The sequence below is a fragment of the Alienimonas californiensis genome, from assembly GCF_007743815.1.
Classification (GTDB): Bacteria; Planctomycetota; Planctomycetia; order Planctomycetales; family Planctomycetaceae; genus Alienimonas; species Alienimonas californiensis.
The window spans coordinates 3,868,404-3,887,813 of sequence record NZ_CP036265.1; the positions used below are offsets into that span (position 1 = coordinate 3,868,404).

The window sequence follows — 19,410 nt, forward strand, 5'->3', positions numbered from 1 at the left end:
CTTCGCTGCGCTGCGGCTACTTCTCCAAGGCGTTCGCGTAGAACGCGACCAGGTCCTTGCGGAGCTGGTCCAGGCTGGGTTCGTGGACGTACATCATGTGGCCGCCGGGGTAGAACTTCGCGGTGACGCGGTCCTCGACGTTCCCGGTGAGTGTCAGCCGGTTCAGCGTGTACTCCGCAGCGGCCGGCGGGGTGGCGAGGTCGTAGTGGCCCATCGCGAAGAACAGGTGCAGGGCCGGGTTCATGACCAGCGCCTCCGCGAGCGTGTCGTCGCTGCGGACGTAGGCGTTGGTGAAGTCCTCGTAGTCCCAGGGGTGCACCTTGCCGGTGAGGATTTCGTAGGGGGTGCCGCGTTCGACCTTCAGGTTCTCCCGCAGATGGCGGTAGAGGGCGCTGGTGAAGGGGGCGAACAGGGCGGCGCCGCTGGCGTCGAAGTCCCCGCGATCGCCCGCCGCTTCGCGGGCCGGGGCGGTGTAGCGGCTGTCGAACCGACCCACGGTGCGGTTCTCGTCCCGGAGCAGTTCCTTGCCGAACCGCTGCATGCCGACGCGCAGGTTGCTGTCGACGACGAACTCCTCGCTCAGCCCAGTCAGTTCCGCGATCCGTTTCGCGATCGCCCGGCCCTCGGGCGACTCCGGCCTCACCCCCTTCAGCAGGGCGGTGGCGTACTCGCCCAGGGCAAACTGCTTAGCGGCGTCGTAGACGGCCTGCACGTTTTGGTTCTGCCATTCCTCGCTCAGTTCGCCGTGGTAGTGGGCGGTCGTGGCGAGGGTCGGCAGGAACAGGACGTAGGGCAGATCGTTGTTGCTGTCTTCCAGCAGCGTGGCGAAGTCCAGCACGCTGCTGACGAACACGATCCCGTTCAGGGCCATGTTGTAGCGGTCCATCAACTGACCGGCCAAACCGGCGGCCCGTAGGGTGCCGTAGCTTTCGCCCAGCAGGAACTTCGGCGAGCCCCAGCGACCGTTCTCGGTGACGTAGCGGTGGATGAACTCCCCGACGGAGTTCAGATCCTTCTCATACCCGCTGAACTCCGACTGCCGGCTGGCCTTGTCGTCGTCCCGGGCCGCCCGGCTGTAGCCGGTGCCGACGGGGTCGATGAACACTAAATCGGTCTTGTCGAGCAGACTGTGGGCGTTGTCCTCCAGCCCGTAGGGCGGGGCGGGGAAGGAGGCGTCGTCCGGGATCGGGACGATCTTCGGCCCCAGCATGCCCATGTGCAGCCAGACGCTGGAACTGCCCGGCCCGCCGTTAAAACAGAACGTCAGCGGCCGAGTCTCGCCCTCCTTCGGCTTGACCGTGTAGGCGACGTAGAAGACCTGCGCGTCTGGATCCGGCTGTTCGTCCTCGCCCACCAGCGGCAGGGTGCCGGCGGTCGCGGTGTAGGCGACCTCGGCCCCGGCGATCGTGACGGTGTGCTCCGTCGTGACCGGGGCGATCGCCGTCGCTGGCGTCTTGTCGTCCTCCGTCTTCTTCGCCGCCGCCTCGTCCTGGCCAAACAGCAACGAGGCTGTCAGCGAGGAACCGCCCAGCGACGGGCCGAGCAGCAGGAGGGAACAGAGAAACGCGGGACTCAGGGACGCGGTCAATCGCACGGTGGGGCTCCGGGGGTCGGGGCAAAAGGACACCCCAGACTACCGAGGCCGCAGCGATCGGACAGGCCGCGCTACTCGGCGGCGCCGGGCAGCACGTCCGTGACGAACCGGCCGCCGGACAGCCACAGGCCGCTCTCGGTGGGGCGGGTCCATTCGATCTCGACCCGGTAATCGAACTCCCGGGTCTCGCTGGACATCTTCACGCGGCAGTAGCCGACGTTCAGGGCGCCGCAGGTGAGCAACCCCAGCCCGCCGCGGCTGATCTCGCGGGTCATCGCGGGCACGGTGTTGCCCCGCATCGTCCGGACCTCCGCCGGCACGCACAGCTCCAGGCGGGGGACGGACCGCTGATCGGCGGCGGGCGGATCCTTCTCGATGCTCTCGAGCACCTCGTGCAGGTCAGAGAGCGTCGGGCGGCTCCAAACGTCGGCGGGCATCTCGGCGGCTTCGCAGGACAGGGTCGGGAACCGAATCTTAGGTCACGAATCCCGGCCGCGCGGGGTCGCTTCGCCGGCGGGCGGGGGAGCCGTCAGCGGCGATCGCGGAGGCGCTCCTCCAACCGATCCAGCCCCGCGGAGAGCTGCGCGACTCGCTCCGGCGGCAGAACGGAGGCGCCGAAGCGCACGGCGTAGAACTCCGCGGCGGCAGCGGCGGGCAGCGCGGCGAGGTCCCCGTCCAGCCGATCCGCCCACGCCGCCGTCGCCCGGGCGGCGAACTCCGAGGGCGTCTCCGCGTCGCCCGGCGCCACGCCCCGGCGGGCCGCCACGCGGACGAACCGCCGCCAGAATCGCACCGCGCTCTCCCGGGCCCGCCGCTCCCGGCGGCCCTGCCAGCGCCGGGCCAACAACCCGCGGCCGGCCCACCCGAGTCCGGCCAGCGCCAGCAGCGCCGCCGCGACGACCGCCCCCGCCCGCCCGTCGAACCGCGGCCCGCTCCCGTCCTCCCCGCCGATCAACTCCCGGGCGGCGTTGCGGAAGCGATCCCAGGCGGCGGCGAACGGCTGGCCGAACGTCGCCCGTTGGCGATCCAGGCTCATCCGCACCACGTATTCCGCCCAGACCGCTTCCACCTCGTTCATCGCCGCCATGAGTCCGGCGAACCGCGGGCCGCTGGCGGCGACGCTCTCCTGCCGGGCGGCCGCGGGCGTGGGGTCGAAGGTCGTCCAGCGACCGTTCACGTGCCCCTCCACCCAGGCGTGGGCGTGCCGCTGTTGCACTTCGAGTCGACGGGTCGCCCCGTTGAGGTCCCCGCCCTTGAACCCCGTCACGACCCGGCTGGGGATGTCGCGGTCGCGGAGCATCAGGGCCAGAGCGGTGGCGAAGTACTCGCAATGCCCCACGCGCTTATTGGCGAGGAAGTCCTCCACGGCGTCGATCGTCGGATCCTGCACGGACAGGTCCAGCGAGTAGCCGAACCGGCCGGAGTCCCGCAGGTAGCTGGTACATCGTTCGGCGGTCCGCAGTCGGCTGCCGTCCTCTGTCCCGGCGAGGGCGGCCTCCGCGGCGGCGGTGACGGCGGGCAGTTCTTCCGGCCATTGCAGATACCGCTGTCGAAGCGGCCCGGGCAGCGGCTCCCGCGGCCCGTACCGCTGCAGACGACGCAACTCCCCCGGGGACGCTGGGCCCGGCGGCGGGGGCGGCGGCTTTCGCATCCGGCCGTCCAGATACAGCGGCTCCGGCGCCTCCAGGGTCGGCTCCACCGAGTAGACCACATACTCCACCTCCGCGGAGTTCGCCAGCGACCGCGGGCGGAGCAGCAGACCGTCGAGCGCCCGTTGCTCCGCGCGCTCGTCGGGGCTCTGCGGGAACGTGACCGCCGCGGCCCGGCCGGCGTGGAACAGCACCTCATCGCCGATCGGACGCAGCCGATAGCGTTCGACGGCGGTCACCGTCGCCGAGGCCGGCGGTTTCCGCGGGATGGAATCGATGCTCTCGCGGGCGCCCAGGCTGTCGGACCATCGGCCCTGGACGTATCGATCGAGCGCCCGGCCGCGGAACAGCGGCTCCTCCGTGCCGAACACCGCCACGACGTCGTTCGTCTCAAGCGAATGGCCCTGCCGCGGGCGTTCGACCTCGACCTCGAAGGCCAGTTCGCGGCTTTCCAGAATCTCCCCCAGCGCCCCCAACCGCACCTCGCCCGAGAAACCGGTGTAGGCCGCGGAGATCCCGGAACTGCGGGTCGGGTCCATCGGGGGCCGTCGGCTGAGCCACATACGGGGCATCAGCAGGAAGATCGCCAGCCCCAATGCCAGCGCGACGCCGCCCACCGCGGCCACGGTCCGGCCCGAGGCGCCGGCGTCGTCCACGCCGACGCGGCCCGCCCGCACCACGGACGCCGTCCGCGGCGGCGCCGCCTCGCGGCCGGGCGCCCGCAGCCGGTCGGCGTCCGGCCAGCGGGCGGACAGGTTCGTCAACGCCCACAGCGTCAGGGCGAGGAATCCGGCCAGGGCGAGCCCGAACTGCACCCCCGCCGTCAGCACCGACGCCACCGCCACCTGCAACACGGCGAGGGCCACCAACGACCAGCAGACCTTGAAGGTCTTCTTTTGCAGCGAGATGATCCAGGTGAGGTAGACTAGCAGGTGGGCCCCGAACAGCAACCGGGCCTCGATCTCCCCGCTGGTCAGCTCCGTGACCGCCAGCGCCGCCGCGGCGAGGCCGAGCAGGTTCGCAATCAGCCCCGGCAGGTGGAACGCCCGCATCCGGTCGACGAGCAGATGGGCGCCCAGCACGATTCCCGGGGTGAGCGCCGCCGGCCAGGGGTCGCCCTCGCCCAGGGCCAGCATCGCCCCCGCCGCCGCCGCCGTCGCCACCGGGCCGACCGCCGCCTCCGCGGGCGCCACCGGCGTCCGCTGCCCGGTGCCCAGTAACCAAACCCGCCAGAGAGCCGGCGGCGCGGGGACTGGGGAGAGCGTTGCGGCCGGGGCGGAGGTCATCGGGGCGCTCCGTCGGTCGTCGGGCCGTCGGGGGAGGTGGACTCGAACCGCGGCGGGACGAACAGGTCGTCGTACTGACCGAGCCGGGCGCTGACGATTTCCCAACCGCCCCCCGGGCCGCGGCGGGAGCCGAGGCCGGCGGCGGCGAACGCGGGATCGTCGGGGGGGCGGGTGGTGATGAGGGCCCGCCGGGCCGCCGGGCCCGCGGCGGCGGCGGCAGCCGTCGCCGCCGCCGCGAGGTCCACCGCCGCCCCCGGCTCCGCGAGCGCCAACTCCGTCAGCGGCCCCGTCAGGTCGCCGCCGGCCCGGCCGACGTAAATTCGCTGCTCGGCCCCCGCGGTCCGCAGACTCAGCGTCGCCCCGCCGTGCCGCCGCAGGTGCTCCGTGACGATCGTCGCCGCAAGGCTCGCCGCCCGCTCCTCGGTGTTCTCCGTTTCTAGCCCGGGCGGGCCGTCCGCGTGCAGATCGAGCAGCACGACCAGATCGCGGTCGCGGCTCTCGTGGTACTCCCGCACCATCAGTTCCCCCGCCTTGGCGCTGCTGCGCCAGTGGATCGCCCGGGACCCGTCCCCGGGGCGGTACTCGCGGAGCTGGTAGAACTCGTCCTCGAACAGCCCTTTCCGCGGACGGGCGTGGTGGGCCGGCTCGTCCGCACGGGCGCCGCGGCGGTCCCAGAGGTGCGTCATCGCTCCCAGCGGGGGGAGGACCAGCATTTCCGCCTCGTCGCGTGCCACGATCTCCCGCCGCACCAGCCCCATGGGAAAGGCGGTCGACAGGGTGACGGGACCGAGCGCGTGCGGCCCGCGGGTGCGGGGCTCGAATCGGTAGACGCCCGTCTGCCGCTCGCGGGGCGGCACCCGGGCGAAGACGACGGCCGCGGTCAGATCCTCCCGGCGATTGCGGACGCGGTCGTTCGCGGTGACCTGCCGCGCGTTCAGCCAGCGACCACGGTAGTTCAACGCCAGTTCGATCAGCGCCACCTCCCCCGCCGCGGCGACCGCCGGGGCCGAGCGGCGGACCTCGCAGCGGCGGAGGGCGCCGGCGGCGAACCAGCCGTCCGCGGCGATCGGCCCGAGCACCAGACAGCACACCAGCAGCAGCATGTTGCTGGGGCCGAGGAACGCCCCCAGCAGGAGCACCCCGGCGATGCCCAGCGCGATCCAGCCGGGCAGGGTCAGCCGTGTGCGTTCCTCCCGACTGCGGAATCGGGCGGCTCCGGGTCGGGCCAGCCACGCCCGCCGGGCCGCCCCCGTCAGGCACCACACCCCGACCGCCGCCGCGGCCAGCGGCAGGAAGCCGTACAGCCCCGTCCAGGGGGTGAGCCGCCCTAGACTTGCGGCGAGCAGCAGGGCGCCCAGGCCAATCCACCCCCGGCGGCGGACCGGCCGCGGGTGTCCGAACCGATCCGGCCGCAGTCTCGCGTCCAGCCGGGCGATCAGATCCGCCAGCACCCAGACCGACAGGGCGCCCGCCGCCGCGGCGGAGAGCAGCGGGACGGCGGGATCGATCCGGTCCAGCCGTTCCCAGAACGTCGCCAGGAGGACCGCCGCCGCCGCGGAACCGAGCAGGGCGCCCGCCCGGATCAGCACGAACGTCCCGCGACGGCCGAAATCGGCCGGGGGCGGGCTGTGGGGAGAGACGGCGGGCGCCGGCGGGGCCTCAGTCATCCGGCGGGCGTCGGCATGCGGCGGGCGGGGGCGTCGACATGCGGAGGCGTCGGGGGAGCCGCGTGGCCGGGGACGATCAGCGGAGCGGTCGGAGGCCGCGTTCGGCCCGCTCCTGGTTTAGCAGTGTGTGGGCGCGGGGCTCGGTCTTCAAGACCCGCACGACGCGGCTGGGGGAGACGCCCAACCGCTGGGCCGCCGCTTTCACGTCCCACCGCTCCAGGGCGCACTCGTCCAGCGTCGCGGCCAGCACCGCCGGCCAGTCGACGTGCTGATCGCTGACCTTCAACCCATTGGCGGCCCGGGCTTCGATCAGTTCCCGCACCCGCGGATCGGCGAGGCCGTCGCCGCGGAGGCTCAGCGCCAGGTTCACCCGCAACCGCTGCACGGCGGCGGCGTGGTTCCGTTTCTGACTGCGGCTTTCGGAGCCCTCGCCGATCGCCCCGGTCGGCCGGTGCGTGACGACGACCTTCGTCTCCACCTTGTTGCGGTGTTGCCCGCCCGGCCCGCTGGCCCTGCCGGTGGTCACCTCGCACTGTTCCAGTAAGACCTCCGGCCACAGCGTCGCCGGGTGCCGGCGGAACGGCTCGGGCGCGCCGAGGGGGATCGTCGGTTCGCTCATTCGCCGGGCGAAGCGTCCGCGGCGGGGAACGGGCCGGCCGGCGGAGCGGTGAACGGGACGGCCCCGTCGCGGCGGATGCGGTCCTGCATCAGCCCGGCGAGTGCCCGGGCCTTGTCCTTCCGCTCTTCGAACAGGTCGTTCTGCTCGTGGGGATCTTCCGCGAGATGAAAGAGCCGCAGCGGGTCGTAGGGGCGGTTCTGCACGAGCTTCCAACCGTCGGCGACGACCGCGTCGCCGGCTTTGCCGCCCCAGATCAGCGGGCGGCCCTCCCGCCGGGTCCAGTGCATCACCTTCCGCAGCGGCGGTTGCTCCTCGCCCCGCAGCGTGGGGGCCAGCGAGACGGCGTCCACCCCCGGGGGAACCTCCGCCCCGGCGACGTCCAGCATGGTGGCGAACCAGTCCATCGTCATCGCGGTCATGTCGGTCTGCGTGCCCGGTGCGATCCGCCCCGGCCAGCGAGCCCCGCAGGCGACGCGGTGGCCGCCTTCGTACAGGTCCTCCTTGCCGCCGCGGTAGGGGCCGTTATGCGCCCCCGGGCCAAGGTGCCCGCCGTTGTCGGAGGTGAACACGACCAGCGTGTTCTCCGCCTGTCCGCTCTCCTCCAACGCCTTCAGCACACGGCCGACGCCGGCGTCCATGTGCTCGATCAGGGCGACGAGCTGCGCCCGCCGGTCGGTGATGCCCGCCTCCCGGGCCTTCACCTTCTCCACCCACTCCGCGGGCGGCTGGATCGGCGTGTGCGGGGCGTTGTAGGCGAGGTACAGGAAGAACGGGGCGTCCGTCGACGCGGCGTGGCTGATCCCCGCGGCGCTCCAGTCGCTGAACAGATCGGTGGCGTGGCCCTGCGGGTCGATCGTGTCCCAGTTCCGCCGCATCATGTTGCGGTCGGAGCCGTCCGGGAAGCGGCGGGTGTGCGTGACGTAATCGGACAGCATCCCTCCCAGGAAGCCCTCGAAGGTGTCGAACCCCCGTTTGAGCGGGTGGTTGCCCGCGCCGTTGTGCGGCTCTCCGCCGAGGTGCCACTTGCCGATCAGGGCCGTCTCGTATCCGGCCGGCTTGAGCAACTCCGGCAGGGCGGGGGCGTGGGGGGAGAGGTAGCCCCAGTTGTCCTCCGGCCACGGTCGGATCACCCCCGGCACGCCGACCGAGGAGGGGAACCGGCCGGTCATCAGCGCCGCCCGGGTCGGGCTGCACACCGTGCAGTTGGCGTAGAAGTTCCGGAAGGTCAGACCCTGCTGGAAGATCGAGTCGATGTGCGGGGTCCGCACGTCCTCCGCCCCGCCGAACTGGCGTTGGATCGACAGGTCTCCGAAGCCGAGATCGTCCGCGAGGATGAACAGCACGTTCGGCCGGGCCGGCTCCGCGTCAGCGGGCTGGGCGGCGAGGAGCGTGAGGGCGAGGGCGGCGAGCATCAGAGCGCTTCAAGGACGAGGAAAGCTCTGTAACGCCGAGGCCCCGCGGGGCCTCGGCGTTACGGTCATCACGCCGGATCGACGCTGCGATAGGCCGCGATCACCTTCTTCTCGCCCTCGGCGCCGCCCTCGGAGTTGCCGTGCTCCATGCCGCAGACGCCCTCGAAGCCCTTTTCCTTCACCCATTTGAAGACGTTGGCGTAGTTGATCTCGCCGGTGGTCGGCTCCTTGCGGCCGGGGTTGTCGCCGATCTGCAGGTAGGCGATCTCGTCCCAGGCACGGTCCATGTTGGGGATCAGGTTCCCCTCGGTGATCTGCTGGTGATAGATGTCGAACAGGATCTTGCAGGAGGGCGAACCGACCGCCTTGCAGAGGGCGTAGGCCTGGTCGCTGCGCTGCAGGAAGGCGCCGCCGTGGTTGGCGTACCAGTTCAGCGGTTCGAGGACCATCACCAGGTCGTGCGGCTCCAACTCGGCGGCGCAGCGCTTGAGCAGTTCGATGACGTTGGCCGTCTGAAACCCCTCGGCCAAACGGGCGCCGCCGTAGCGGGTCCACTGACCGGTCGTTTCGTCCTTGGACTGCTGGTCGACGCTGCCGGGCACCACGGTGACCCACTTCGCCCCGACCCGTTTGGCGATCTCGACCGAGCCCTTCACCTGCTGGACGATCTGGTCCCAGGTCGCGTCGTCCCGGCGGGCGAAGGTGGGCGCGTTGAAGTTGGCGTAGGCCACGAACACGCCCATTCGCATGCCGAGGTCGGACAGCTTCTGGCCGATCTTCTCCTGCGTCTCCGGGCTGCGGTTCGGCAGGCCGTTGTCTTCGAGGCTGCGGAAGCCGGCGGCGTGCATGAACTCCAGCTCCGCCATCAGCCCGTCGTCGCCCTGTCCACCGCCGGCGAGGTTGCGGAACATGCCGAAGTGCGGGGCGTAGTCGAGGGCGAACGGCTCGCCCTTCGTCAGGTCCTTCTTCACGTCGCCGTCCTGAAGAACAGCGGCGGAGGCGGCCCCGGCCACGGAGGACCCGGCGGCGAGGGCGGCGGAGGCGGCGAGCAGGTCGCGACGGTGCATCGGGGGGCGGTCCGGAAGGAGGGGCGAGCGGTCGCAGTGTGGGGCGGCGGCGGCGTCGTCCGCAACGAACGGCCGATCGCCGTTCGCCCCCGTCCCGCCGTTCCTCCCGCGGCACGGGGCGAAGCGGCCGACGGCGGGCGAAAGCGGGTAGGCTGTCCCCGTGACCGACGCCGTCCCCGACCCGCCCCGCCCGCCGCTGACCTTCGAGCGGTCGCACCCGCTGCCGGCGTCCGCGGCGGAGGCGTTCGCCTGGCACGAGCGCCCCGGCGCCCTCGTCCGTCTGCTGCCCCCGTGGCAGGACGTATCGATCGAATCCGCCCCCGGCCACATCCGCGAGGGGGCGGAGGTCGTGTTGAAGCTGAAGGCCGGACCGGCGTTCGTCCGCTGGCACGCCCTGCACACCGCTTATGAGAACCGCGGCGCCGACGGCGGCATGTTCCAGGACGTGCAAACAAAGGGGCCGTTCACGTTCTGGGAGCACACGCACCACGTCGATCCCGCCCCGGGCGGAGCCTCCCTGCTGCGGGACGTCGTCCGCTACCTCCCCCCCGGCGGCCCGCTGGGGCAGGCGTTGGGCAAGGGGTTCGCGGAACGGCAGCTGGACGCCATGTTCGACTACCGCCACGCCGTCACGGCCGCGGACCTCGCCGCTCACGGCCGCTTTCGGAACCGGCCCCGGTTGAACGTGCTGATCTCCGGCGCCGGCGGGTTGATCGGCCGGCAACTGGTCGCGTTCCTCACCGGCGGGGGGCACAGGGTCGCGGCTCTGTCCCGCTCAGGCGGCCCGGACACGATCCAGTGGGACCCCGAGAGCGGCGAACTCCCCGCGAAGAAGCTGGCGGGGTTCGACGCCGTGGTGCACCTCGCCGGGGAGCCGGTGCAGGGGCGCTGGACCGAGGAGAAGAAGCGCCGCATCCGCGATAGCCGCGTGAAAGGCACGCGATTGCTGGCGGAGACGCTGGCCTCGCTGGAGTCGCCGCCACGGGTGCTCGTCTGTGCCAGCGCGACCGGCCTCTACGGCGACCGCGGCGACGAGGCGCTGACGGAGCAGAGCCCCCCCGGCGAGGGCTTTCTGGCGGACGTCTGCCGCGAATGGGAGGCCGCCGCCGACCCGGCCCGGGAGGCGGGGATCCGCGTGGCCCACGCCCGGTTCGGCATCGTGCTGAGCCCGGAGGGCGGCGCTCTGGGGAAACAGTTGCCGATCTTCAAGGCCGGCGGCGGCGGGCCGGTCGGCGGGGGGGAGCAGTGGTGGAGTTGGGTCGGCCGGGACGACGTCGTCGGCGCTCTGCACCACGTGTTGATGACGGACGACCTGTCCGGTCCGATCAACGTGACCGCCCCCGGCACGGTCACCAACGCCGCGTTCACCCAGACCCTCGCGGAGACGCTGAACCGGCCGGCGCTGGTGCCCGTGCCGGCGTTCGCGGTGCGGCTGGCCTTCGGGGAGATGGGCGAGGAACTGCTGCTCGCCAGCGCGCGGGTGAAGCCGACGGCACTGCTCGGCTCCGGTTACGCCTTCCGCGAGACCGGCCTGAAGGCGGCGCTGCGGCGTCTGCTCGGCCGCACCGTCTGAGCCCCCGCGCCGAAGATCCCGGTGGCGAGACGCCGCTCCCCCGACACAATCCCCCGTCATGGCCCGGACCCCCGCCCGCCGCCGCCGCCTGCTGGCCCACAAGTCTGCCGGCCGCCCCACCGATTATCCCCGCTCCAGCCCGGCCTACGTTCCCGAGGGAGCGGAGGAGGAGACCGAAGCGGCAGACGACGAACGGGCGGAGGACGATTCGGCTGAATTGGATTCAGCTCAAGAGGAAGACGCGGACTTCGGCGAGCCGACCGCAGCGGACGAACCCGGGGCGTCGTCGTCCCTGCTGCCCGCGACGGTCGATGCAGGAGAACGCCCGCCGCGTCGGTTGCCGCTGGCGGGGGAGCGACCGCGGGCCCTGCCTTCGATCCGCTCAAATCCCGGCCCGCTGCCGGAGCCGCTGCCGCCGCGGTTGGACGAGGTCGTCCGCCGGCTCCGGGAGGACCTGCTGACGCTCGGCGGCCCCGCGGCCGCCCTCGCCGACGAGATTTGCGCCCGCCACCGCGACCGCCTCCGCGAGGCCCTGGGGCTCTCGGAGTAGCGGGCGAAGTGAGCCCAAAGCGAGAGTTCCGGCCGTGCGTCGTCGCGGTTGCGCCGTAACCGGCCACCGACGCCCGCGTGTCGGGCTGGTCAGCGCCCTCAGTTCTTCTCGCCGAACTCGTTGACGGGCGGTTCGCCGCCGGTGGCGTCGAAGGGTTCGCAGGCCTTGTTCACGGCCTTCACCTCGGCCTCGGTCAGCGGTCGAATGCGGACGCCGCGGATCGCCCCGGTGGTGACGTACGTGGAGACGCCCAGCGGCTTCGACAGGTTCACCTCGCTGCGGGTGGAGACGATGCGGTCGCGGATGTCCGCCGCGAACAATTGCTCCCCGTCCAGCAGGGCCCGGACGCCGGCCTTGGTGACCTCCAGCCGCACCCGATACCACTGGTCGTTTTCAAAGGCGTGATAGGTGGTCGTTTCGTTCTCGCTGGCGTCGAAGCGGTCGATGGAACTGAGTCCCACCAGCCCGCCGCCCCAGCCGCCGAGGATCAGCGAGGCGTGCGAGGGCTTCTTCTCCGCGGGGCTCCACATCGGGACCGTCAGCCCGCAGAAGAAGTCGGTGCCGCTGACCCGCTTCGCCTCCAGTTCGAGCACGTAGTCGGCCGTCGGCAGGGTCTTGGCGACCTCCTTCGTCACGGTCACGCCGGTCAGATTGTTGCCGAAGGGCAGCAGGATTGCCCCGTCCTCGACGGCCACCTCGCCCTCCCCGCCGAAGGCCGTCACGTCCCAGCCGGTCAGCGTCTTGCCGTCGAACAGCGACCGCCACTTCGGCTTCCCGTCCGCGGCGCCCTCGGCCGGGTCGGCCTGCTGCGAGTTGGGTTGCTGGGGGGCGGCGTCGGGCGGGGGAGCAGCCGTCGGGGGAGCGGACGTCGGCGGGGCCAGCAAGACGACGGCGAGAAGCGAGGCGGCGACCATTGGCGGGCGGCGGGGCGAACGGGGGCGGGGCGGGCGAAACTGACGCGAACCGGCGGACCCGTGCGACCGGACACGCGACGCGGCGCCCGCGGGACGCGGGGGCGGACCGGCCGTCCCCGCCCGCGGGGCGACCTAGTGTAACGGGATCGCCTGCTCGACCGAGTCCTTCCCCTTGACCCTCTCCGTGTCCGTCGCCGCTCCCGACTCGTCGGCCGCCGATTCGGCCGTTGCCGATCGTTCGGACTGGCCGGCTCAGCCCGTCGAGGTCAAGGCGTCCGCCCCGCCGGTCGATCCCCTCGCCGCGCTGGCGAAAGAAAACGAACTGCTGCGGGCGGTCGTCGGCATCGGCGGTCACCAGCGGCTCGTCAAGGCGCTGCACGACATCGCCGCCGGCGAGGACGGGCCGGGCTGCACGGCGTTGCTGGAACGCTCGCCGGGCGGGGCGTCGTGGTTGGAGCGGGGCTGCGGGGGGCGGGAAATGTCCTCCGCGGTCCTCCGCACGCTGCCGGACCCGATGAAGCTGTCGAAGCGGGCCGAACCGCTCCCCTCGCCCCCGCCGTCGCTGGCCGGGGCGTGGGCGGTGCCGCTGTCCGGCGGGGGGCGGACCGGGCTGTGGATCGCCCCGACGCCGCCGACCGGCGGGGACGAGGGCCGCGGTCGCCGCCTGTGGGAGCTGGTGGGCGACGCGCTCTGGAATCGATTCATCACTGCGGAGGCGCTGTCGGCGGCCCGCGGGGCGCTGGCGCTGCGCGACGCGCAGGTAGCCCTATACGCGGCCGCCGCACAGGAGGGCGAACCGCAGGCGGTACTCACCCGCCTGCTGGGCGCCCTGGCCGTCGCCTGCGGGGCGGAGCGGGCGGCGCTGTACACCGCCGGCCAGAACGGCCGCCGCATCGCCGCCGCCGGGGCCGAACTGCCCCGCCCGGTCGCCGCGGTCGCCGCCGAGCACGAGGCGAGGTTGGCCGTCGCCGTGCCGGAACGACTCGCCGCCGGCGAGGACGAGAACGGCATCGTCTCGTTCGATCAGGCGGCGTTGGCCCGCGTGGGCGTGCGGTCGCTGATCGGCCGGGCCGCCGCGGTCTCGATCGGCGGCGGGGCGACGGGGGCGTCGCTGCTGATTTTCAAATCGGACGCCGCCCCGCTCCCGCCGCACGCGGATCGGACGCTCGCCTGGGCTGGCGGGTTCTTCGCGGACGTGTTGCCCCGCTGCACCAAGGCGGCCGCCGCCAGTCGTCTCGCCCGCCGCGACGGACTGACGGGTCTGGCGAACCGCCGGACCTTCGACGAGCGTCTGACGACCCTGTTCGCCGGCGCCGTCGCGACCCAAGGCGACCTCGCGCTGCTGATGTGCGACCTGGATCACTTCAAGTCGGTGAACGACACCCACGGGCACGCCGTCGGCGACCGGGTGCTGAAGGAGGCCGCCGCGGCGATTCAGGAGGCGCTGGTCGACAGCCGCAGCGGGGACGTCGCCCTCGCCGCCCGCTACGGCGGGGAGGAGTTGGTCGTGCTGCTGCCGGACTTCGGCGCCGCCGGCGCCGCCCGGATCGCGGAGCGAATCCGGGAGGCGATCGCGCGGATCGAACTGCCGGCCGGCGGCCCGCGGACGCACGTCACCACCAGCCTCGGCCTGGCCCTCTACCCGTACGACGCCCAAGACGCGGAGTCCCTGCTGCAAGCTGCCGACAAGGCGCTGTACGCGGCGAAGTCCGGCGGGCGGAACCGCATCGTTCGGGCCGGGTAAGGGGAGGCGGCCGGCGTTCCGACGGCGCCGCGGTGAAGACGGCGCTGCGGTAAGGTGGGACGGCCCCGCCCCGCCCCCGAGCCGTGATGACCGCCGCCCCGCCGCCCGCAACGAATCCGTCGCCCGTGACTCTGCCCCCGCCGGGGCAGGACGTTTCGCTCCGGAACGTGCAGGATCTGATCCGCAGCATGTTCGGCGAGAAGGACGCCGCCCGCGGCCCGGAGGCGACGTTCCTGTGGTTCACCGAGGAGGTCGGCGAACTGGCCGGCGCCCTCCGCGGCGGTCCGAAGGAGGAGTTGGCCCTGGAGTTCGCGGACGTGCTCGCCTGGCTGGCCACGCTGGCGAATATCGCGGGCGTCGATCTGGAAGAGGCCGTGCGGGCGAAGTACGGCGGCGGCTGTCCCCGCTGCGGGGCGGCGGTTTGCGTCTGCGATCCTGCGAAGAAGCCGTGAATCTCGCGACGCCCCCAGCCGTGTGGACGGTCCCGCGGTTGAACGAGGAACGCTGCCGGCGGGAGGTCGCGGCGATCGGGCCGGTCGGCGGGAATCCGGCGGGGAGTTTGACCGACGAACGCGACCGCCCGTAGCATCCGGTTCGGTCGCGCTCTCGACCCCTGTTCCGTCCGCTCGGCCGGTTTCATGATCGTCAATCCGTTCTCCCGCATCGCGGCGCTGCTGGCGTTGGGGGGAACCGTCCTGTTCGCGGCGCCGGCGCCGGCCGCCGATCCGGACAGCCCGCAGGTGAAGGCGGCGATCGAGAAGGGCGTCGAGTACCTCGCCCGGTCCAAACAGAGCGGCGCCGGGGACGGGCGCCACATCCTTGCGGCGCTGGGGATGGCCAAGGGCGGGGCCGACAAGAACCACCCGGTCATCGTCTCCGCCCTGGCGGCGATCGACAAACGCACCGCCGACGGCAAGTACCGGCCGGAGCGCGACCACCTCTACACCGCCGGGCTCGAGCTGATGTTGCTCGAAGCGGCCGGCGATCCGGCGACCAACGCCGCCCGCATGCGGCCGATCCTGGGCTACGTCCTCGCCCAGCAGCAGAACTACGGCGGCTGGTACTACCCGACCCAGGCCGCGGCCAACCCCGGCAACTACTACGGCGACACCAGCATCACCCAGTACGCCGTGCTGGGCCTGTGGACCGCCGAACGGGCCGGGTTGGACCTGGAAACCCGCGTCTGGAACTCCTTGGCCCAGTGGCAGGTCGCCACGAAGCGGAAGGGCGGCACGTTCGCCTATCACCCGCGGCGGGACGGGACGGGGGAGATCAAGGACACGATGACCGCCGCCGGCGCCTGCAACACGCTGCTGAGCGCCCGCTACCTGCACGGCGTCGCCGCCCTGGACGCCCAGCGGGCGGAGGCCGAGGCCGCCGACCGGGCCGCCCGCGACGCCAAAAACGCCCTGATGAAGAAGTACGCCGCCCTCGACCGCCGGGTCGACTCCGAGGCGGCGGAAAAGGAACGGCAGCAGCAGGCCGGCGGGCCGGTGGTGCCGCTCTCGACCCTCGTCGGCACCGCCGACGACGCCATCGACGCCCTCGCCCGCGGCATGCAGTTCACCAAAGGCCCCCACCGCCTGTATTTGATGTACACCGTGGAGCGGCTCGGCGCCCTCTCCGGCCGTCGCCTGTTCGGCGACGTGGATTGGTATGAGCAGGGGTCGGAGCTGTTGCTCCGCACGCAGAAGGGCGACGGCTCCTGGGACGGCGAGGGGCAGGGGGAAGTCGGCACCGCCTTCGCAGTAATGTTCCTCTCCCGGGCCACCGCCAAGGCCCTCGGCGAGCGCAGCCTGTACGGCGGCGGCATGCTCAAGGGCGGCCGCGGCCTGCCGGACGACCTCACCCAGGCCCGCTTCACCGGCGACGAAATCACCTTCGACCGCCCCACCGGGGAACTGTCCGATCTGCTCTCCCAGTTGGAGGACCCCCGCGCCGCCAACGTGCCCGCCGCCCGCGAGGCGGTGCTGGAGACCGTGCGGCTGGGCGACCGGGAGGCGTTGATTGGCCAGACGGCCCGGCTGCGGCGCCTCGTCGACGACCCGCGGCCGGAGGTGCGGGCGGTCGTCGCCTGGGCACTGGCCCGCGGCGGCGGGGCGGAGGACGTGGAGGCGATCTTCCAGATGCTCGCCGAGGACCCGGACGCCGGCGTCGTGCAGGAGGCCCACAACGCCCTGTGCGTACTCGCCCGCCTGCCCCGCGGCCCCGCCATCCCCTTGGCGATGTTGCCGGAGCGCGAAGCGGCCCTGCGGCGGCTGGACGACCGGGATCTCCCGGCGACCTACGTGACGAACCGCCGCCTGCGCATCCTGCCGGGCGGTCCGTTCGAGGGCCTGCCGGCGGGCCTCAGCGACGAGGAGCGGGCGAAGGCCTTTCACGACTGGCGGGCCGTGGCGACCGCCGCCTGGGCCGACTGGCGCGACGCCGTGCGCCCCTACGAGCAACGCGACCTCGTCCCCGCCCCGAAGCGGCCCTGACCGATGAGCGCCGCGTCCCCCGTCCAGGCCCCCCGCTCGGTGGGCCCCGCAGACCGTCCCGCCGCGGGCCGTCCCGCCGCGGAGCCGGTGATGGGCGTGACCGGCTACGACCGCGTCAGCGCCGGGGTGATCGCCGCGGCGCTGGGGCTGATCGTGACGGTCGCCTATCTGTTCGTGCAGTGGTATATGCAGCACGAGTTCGCCGTCGACACCCTCCCGCCGATGGAGGTGATCCAGGTCGGCGGCGGCGATCTCGACGGCGCCCCGGACGACGCCCCGCTGTTGGAAAGCCTCGCCGAGGCGATCCCCGACCCCAGCCTGTCGGAGTTGCGGGAGGACGAGATGCAGGTGGAGGAACTGATGGAGACGGTCGTGGACGTTTCCGACCGGGCCGCGAACCCCTCGCCCACGGCGGTAAACTCCGACTCGACCGGCGGGAAGGTCGGCAGCGCCAGCGGGTCCGGCGGCCGGCCGTTGGGCTTCGGCCCCGGCGACGGCGGCGTCTCCGCGGAGCAGCGTTGGTTCATCTCCTTCAACGAGCAGGGCGGGCTGGAGGAATACGCCCGCCAACTGGATTTCTTCGGGATCGAACTGGGCGCCCTCGATACCCGCGGCGGGTCCCTGACCATCATCTCGAACCTCACCGCCCCCAAACCGACCGTCACGGTGAAGCAGGGCGGCGGCGCCGACGAGCAGCGGCTCTACATGATCTGGCAGGGCGGGGGTCGCAAACAGGCGGACGTCAAGCTGTTCGCCAAGGCCGGCCTCGACGCCTCCGAACTGCCCATCCTGCACTTCTACCCCGCCCGTACGGAGCAGACGTTGCTCCGGCTCGAACAGCAGCACGCGAACCGTCCGCTGGCCGACGTGCGCCGCACCTACTTCGAGGTGCAGCCCGGTGGCGGCGGTTACACGTTCCGCGTCGCTCAGCAGTCCTACCTCCGCTGACGCGGCCGCCCGCACGGCTTTCCCCGACGACCCGTCCCCCGACGAAGCTTCCCGACCCCCGCGATGCCCATTCTCGATTTTGCCGGTCTGGCGATTTACGTCGCGCTGGGCCTCACCGCGCTGGTGGGGTTGTTCATCACCGTGCTGCTGGTCCGCCGCGTCGCCCAGAAGCGGTTCAGCAACGCCAAAGCGGCGGACGAGTTCGTCGAGGAATGCCTCGCCCTGGTGGAGCGCCGCGACTACGCCGCGGTGACGGAGCTGTGCGATTCGCCGCCCTACTGGAGTAAGGCGACGCCGCAGCTCATTCAGACCGCCACGGAGAACCGCCACCTGCCGCCCGCCCGGCTGCGGCGGACTGTTGCGGAGCGGTTCGAGCGGCACGTGCTGGCCGACCTGGAGTACCGCTCCAGCTGGGTGGCGACGATCGTGAAGACCGCCCCGATGCTCGGGCTGCTGGGCACGGTCGTGGGGATGATCGCCGCCTTCGCCAAGATCGCCGCCGCCGACCAGACGGGCACGAACCCCTCGCTGCTGGCGAACGACATCGCGGTCGCCCTAAACACCACCGCCAGCGGCCTAGCGATTGCCATCCCAATGGTCATCGCCGGCAACCTGCTTCAGAACAAGATCTCGAAGTTGCAGGACGGCGTGGAGGAGCGGCTCGGCCGGTATCTCGACGGGCTGATCGAAGCCGAATCCGGGGCCGCCGGATGAGCGAATCGCTCGACACGCCCCGCCGCCCGCCGCACGCGCACCTCGCGGAGGAGGAGTACGTCCACACGCCGCGGGAGAAGCGGAAGGAACTCGACTTCGACATCACCCCGATGATCGACGTCGTGTTCCTCCTGCTAATTTTTTTCATGGTGAGTAGCACCATGCAGGAGCCCGCGAAGTCGGACGCCCCGCCGGCGGTGCACGGGCGGGGGATCGACGCCGCCAGCACGATCAAGGTGATCCTGCTGCCGGAACGCGGCGGGGAGTACGAGGTGGAACTGCCTGACGGCGAGGTCGTCCCGTTGGCAGAGGCCCTCGAGACCGATCGCATCGCGCAGGCGGTCGCCGCCGCGAAGGCGAACTTCCCGAACAAGACCGAGGCCGTGCTGCTGGCCGACCGCGACGCCACCGCGGAGCAGACGTTCCCGATCCTGCGGCAGATCGGCGAGGTGGAGGGCGTCTCGTTTCACACCGAAGTGCAGGACCCCCGCTGACCGTGCGGATCGCCTTCCCCTGCCCGCATTGTGCCGCCCCGCTGGGGATCTCCGCCTCCCGCGCGGGGGCGGTCGTGCGGTGCCCCTCCTGCCGGGAGATGCTGACCGTCCCCGAGGAAGACCAGCCGCTGCCCGAGCCGGACCCCGCTGCCGTCTTCGCCCCTGCCCAGGCGCCCCCCGTCCAGGCCCCGCTGAGCGTGCAGTACGAGGAGGAGCCGTTCAAGTTCTCGCCGAAGCGGCGGGAGCAGGACGAGATGGACCTCACGCCGATGGTCGACGTGACCTTCCTCCTGCTAATTTTCTTTATGATCACAGCGAGTTTTAGCATCCAGAAGACGCTCCCCACCCCGGTGCCGGAGCCGGACGAGGAGGGCGTTTCGCAACAACTCGTCACGATGGACGAACTGGAGCAGGAGGCCGTGGTCGTGCGCTTGGAGGGCGGGGACGAGGCGTACGTGGACGACAAGCCGGTCGCCTCGCTGGCCGACCTGCCGGACGCGCTCCGCGACGCGATGAACGCCCCCGGGCAGGCCGGTCGGGGGGAGGTGGTAATCCAGGCGGCGGACGCCGCCCGTCACGAAGCGATCGTCGCCGCCTACGACGCCGCCGCGGGGCTGGGGGTGGAGCGCGTCCGCCTCGCCATCGCCGCCGAAGACTGACCGCTCGACCGCTCCCGTCCTTTCGCCTCCTTTTCGCTCC

At 72.2% G+C, this 19,410-nt stretch carries 17 protein-coding genes; 9 read left to right on the forward strand and 8 right to left on the reverse strand.

Translation table 11 applies throughout. From position 1 onward, the window contains the following. Nucleotides 1–16 precede the first annotated feature (16 nt). From CA12_RS15245 to CA12_RS15275, 7 genes are all read right to left on the reverse strand, one after another. Nucleotides 17–1,588, reverse strand: a complete 1,572-nt coding sequence (locus CA12_RS15245) for a S10 family peptidase (protein ID WP_207622017.1) — start codon at nucleotides 1,586–1,588, stop codon at nucleotides 17–19. A gap of 77 nt (nucleotides 1,589–1,665) precedes the next feature. Next, nucleotides 1,666–2,031, reverse strand: a complete 366-nt coding sequence (locus CA12_RS15250; protein ID WP_145359890.1) for a PilZ domain-containing protein — start codon at nucleotides 2,029–2,031, stop codon at nucleotides 1,666–1,668. A gap of 92 nt (nucleotides 2,032–2,123) precedes the next feature. Continuing rightward, nucleotides 2,124–4,529 (reverse strand): transglutaminase family protein, encoded by a 2,406-nt coding sequence (locus CA12_RS15255; RefSeq protein ID WP_145359891.1) that lies wholly within the window; start codon nucleotides 4,527–4,529, stop codon nucleotides 2,124–2,126. Further along, a complete protein-coding gene (locus CA12_RS15260; protein ID WP_145359892.1) occupies nucleotides 4,526–6,196 on the reverse strand; it encodes a DUF58 domain-containing protein in 1,671 nt (556 codons plus the stop codon). Before CA12_RS15260 ends, CA12_RS15255 begins: the two co-directional genes overlap by 4 nt. A gap of 76 nt (nucleotides 6,197–6,272) precedes the next feature. Then, nucleotides 6,273–6,815, reverse strand: coding sequence for a peptide chain release factor family protein (locus tag CA12_RS15265; protein WP_145359893.1), 543 nt, complete (start codon nucleotides 6,813–6,815; stop codon nucleotides 6,273–6,275). After that, nucleotides 6,812–8,227: a sulfatase family protein gene (locus CA12_RS15270; RefSeq protein ID WP_145359894.1), complete on the reverse strand. Its 1,416-nt coding sequence runs from the start codon at nucleotides 8,225–8,227 to the stop codon at nucleotides 6,812–6,814. The genes CA12_RS15265 and CA12_RS15270 overlap by 4 nt, the downstream gene beginning before the upstream one ends. A gap of 68 nt (nucleotides 8,228–8,295) precedes the next feature. Further along, nucleotides 8,296–9,294 (reverse strand): hydroxypyruvate isomerase family protein, encoded by a 999-nt coding sequence (locus CA12_RS15275; protein WP_145359895.1) that lies wholly within the window; start codon nucleotides 9,292–9,294, stop codon nucleotides 8,296–8,298. A gap of 160 nt (nucleotides 9,295–9,454) precedes the next feature. Here CA12_RS15275 and CA12_RS15280 point away from each other — a divergent pair, with 160 nt between their 5' ends. Both CA12_RS15280 and CA12_RS15285 read left to right on the forward strand, forming a co-directional pair. Beyond that, entirely contained in the window at nucleotides 9,455–10,867 is a 1,413-nt protein-coding gene (locus CA12_RS15280) for a TIGR01777 family oxidoreductase (RefSeq protein ID WP_242687934.1), read from the forward strand. 58 nt (nucleotides 10,868–10,925) lie between these two features. Further along, nucleotides 10,926–11,417, forward strand: coding sequence for a hypothetical protein (locus tag CA12_RS15285; RefSeq protein WP_145359896.1), 492 nt, complete (start codon nucleotides 10,926–10,928; stop codon nucleotides 11,415–11,417). 98 nt (nucleotides 11,418–11,515) lie between these two features. Here CA12_RS15285 and CA12_RS15290 read toward each other — a convergent pair whose 3' ends face one another. After that, complete coding sequence (locus CA12_RS15290; RefSeq protein WP_145359897.1) at nucleotides 11,516–12,331, reverse strand: 3-keto-disaccharide hydrolase; 816 nt, start codon at nucleotides 12,329–12,331, stop codon at nucleotides 11,516–11,518. Between the two features lie 184 nt (nucleotides 12,332–12,515). Between CA12_RS15290 and CA12_RS15295 the strand changes: the two genes are divergently transcribed. The 7 genes from CA12_RS15295 (at nucleotide 12,516) to CA12_RS15325 (ending at nucleotide 19,370) form a co-directional block, all read left to right on the forward strand. After that, nucleotides 12,516–14,075 carry a GGDEF domain-containing protein gene (locus CA12_RS15295; protein ID WP_145359898.1) on the forward strand — a complete coding sequence of 520 codons (1,560 nt, stop codon included), beginning with the start codon at nucleotides 12,516–12,518 and terminating at the stop codon, nucleotides 14,073–14,075. 188 nt (nucleotides 14,076–14,263) lie between these two features. After that, a complete protein-coding gene (locus CA12_RS15300) occupies nucleotides 14,264–14,527 on the forward strand; it encodes a MazG nucleotide pyrophosphohydrolase domain-containing protein (RefSeq protein ID WP_449224222.1) in 264 nt (87 codons plus the stop codon). A 186-nt stretch (nucleotides 14,528–14,713) separates the two neighbouring features. Next, nucleotides 14,714–16,555, forward strand: coding sequence for a HEAT repeat domain-containing protein (locus CA12_RS15305; RefSeq protein WP_145359900.1), 1,842 nt, complete (start codon nucleotides 14,714–14,716; stop codon nucleotides 16,553–16,555). 3 nt (nucleotides 16,556–16,558) lie between these two features. After that, complete coding sequence (locus tag CA12_RS15310) at nucleotides 16,559–17,503, forward strand: hypothetical protein (protein WP_145359901.1); 945 nt, start codon at nucleotides 16,559–16,561, stop codon at nucleotides 17,501–17,503. Between the two features lie 63 nt (nucleotides 17,504–17,566). Next, complete coding sequence (locus CA12_RS15315; RefSeq protein ID WP_145359902.1) at nucleotides 17,567–18,217, forward strand: MotA/TolQ/ExbB proton channel family protein; 651 nt, start codon at nucleotides 17,567–17,569, stop codon at nucleotides 18,215–18,217. Then, on the forward strand, nucleotides 18,214–18,711 hold the full coding sequence (locus CA12_RS15320; RefSeq protein WP_145359903.1) for an ExbD/TolR family protein: 498 nt from the start codon (nucleotides 18,214–18,216) through the stop codon (nucleotides 18,709–18,711). The genes CA12_RS15315 and CA12_RS15320 overlap by 4 nt, the downstream gene beginning before the upstream one ends. A 2-nt stretch (nucleotides 18,712–18,713) precedes the next feature. After that, nucleotides 18,714–19,370, forward strand: coding sequence for an ExbD/TolR family protein (locus tag CA12_RS15325; protein WP_145359904.1), 657 nt, complete (start codon nucleotides 18,714–18,716; stop codon nucleotides 19,368–19,370). Nucleotides 19,371–19,410 lie beyond the last annotated feature (40 nt).

Coding starts and splice junctions, on each gene's coding strand:
- CA12_RS15250 (WP_145359890.1), bottom strand. CDS start 2,031: ATGCCCGCCGACGTTTGGAGCCGCCCGACGCTCTCTGACCTGCACGAG.
- CA12_RS15255 (WP_145359891.1), bottom strand. CDS start 4,529: ATGACCTCCGCCCCGGCCGCAACGCTCTCCCCAGTCCCCGCGCCGCCG.
- CA12_RS15260 (WP_145359892.1), bottom strand. CDS start 6,196: ATGACTGAGGCCCCGCCGGCGCCCGCCGTCTCTCCCCACAGCCCGCCC.
- CA12_RS15265 (WP_145359893.1), bottom strand. CDS start 6,815: ATGAGCGAACCGACGATCCCCCTCGGCGCGCCCGAGCCGTTCCGCCGG.
- CA12_RS15270 (WP_145359894.1), bottom strand. CDS start 8,227: ATGCTCGCCGCCCTCGCCCTCACGCTCCTCGCCGCCCAGCCCGCTGAC.
- CA12_RS15275 (WP_145359895.1), bottom strand. CDS start 9,294: ATGCACCGTCGCGACCTGCTCGCCGCCTCCGCCGCCCTCGCCGCCGGG.
- CA12_RS15285 (WP_145359896.1), top strand. CDS start 10,926: ATGGCCCGGACCCCCGCCCGCCGCCGCCGCCTGCTGGCCCACAAGTCT.
- CA12_RS15290 (WP_145359897.1), bottom strand. CDS start 12,331: ATGGTCGCCGCCTCGCTTCTCGCCGTCGTCTTGCTGGCCCCGCCGACG.
- CA12_RS15300 (WP_449224222.1), top strand. CDS start 14,264: ATGTTCGGCGAGAAGGACGCCGCCCGCGGCCCGGAGGCGACGTTCCTG.
- CA12_RS15305 (WP_145359900.1), top strand. CDS start 14,714: ATGATCGTCAATCCGTTCTCCCGCATCGCGGCGCTGCTGGCGTTGGGG.
- CA12_RS15310 (WP_145359901.1), top strand. CDS start 16,559: ATGAGCGCCGCGTCCCCCGTCCAGGCCCCCCGCTCGGTGGGCCCCGCA.
- CA12_RS15315 (WP_145359902.1), top strand. CDS start 17,567: ATGCCCATTCTCGATTTTGCCGGTCTGGCGATTTACGTCGCGCTGGGC.
- CA12_RS15320 (WP_145359903.1), top strand. CDS start 18,214: ATGAGCGAATCGCTCGACACGCCCCGCCGCCCGCCGCACGCGCACCTC.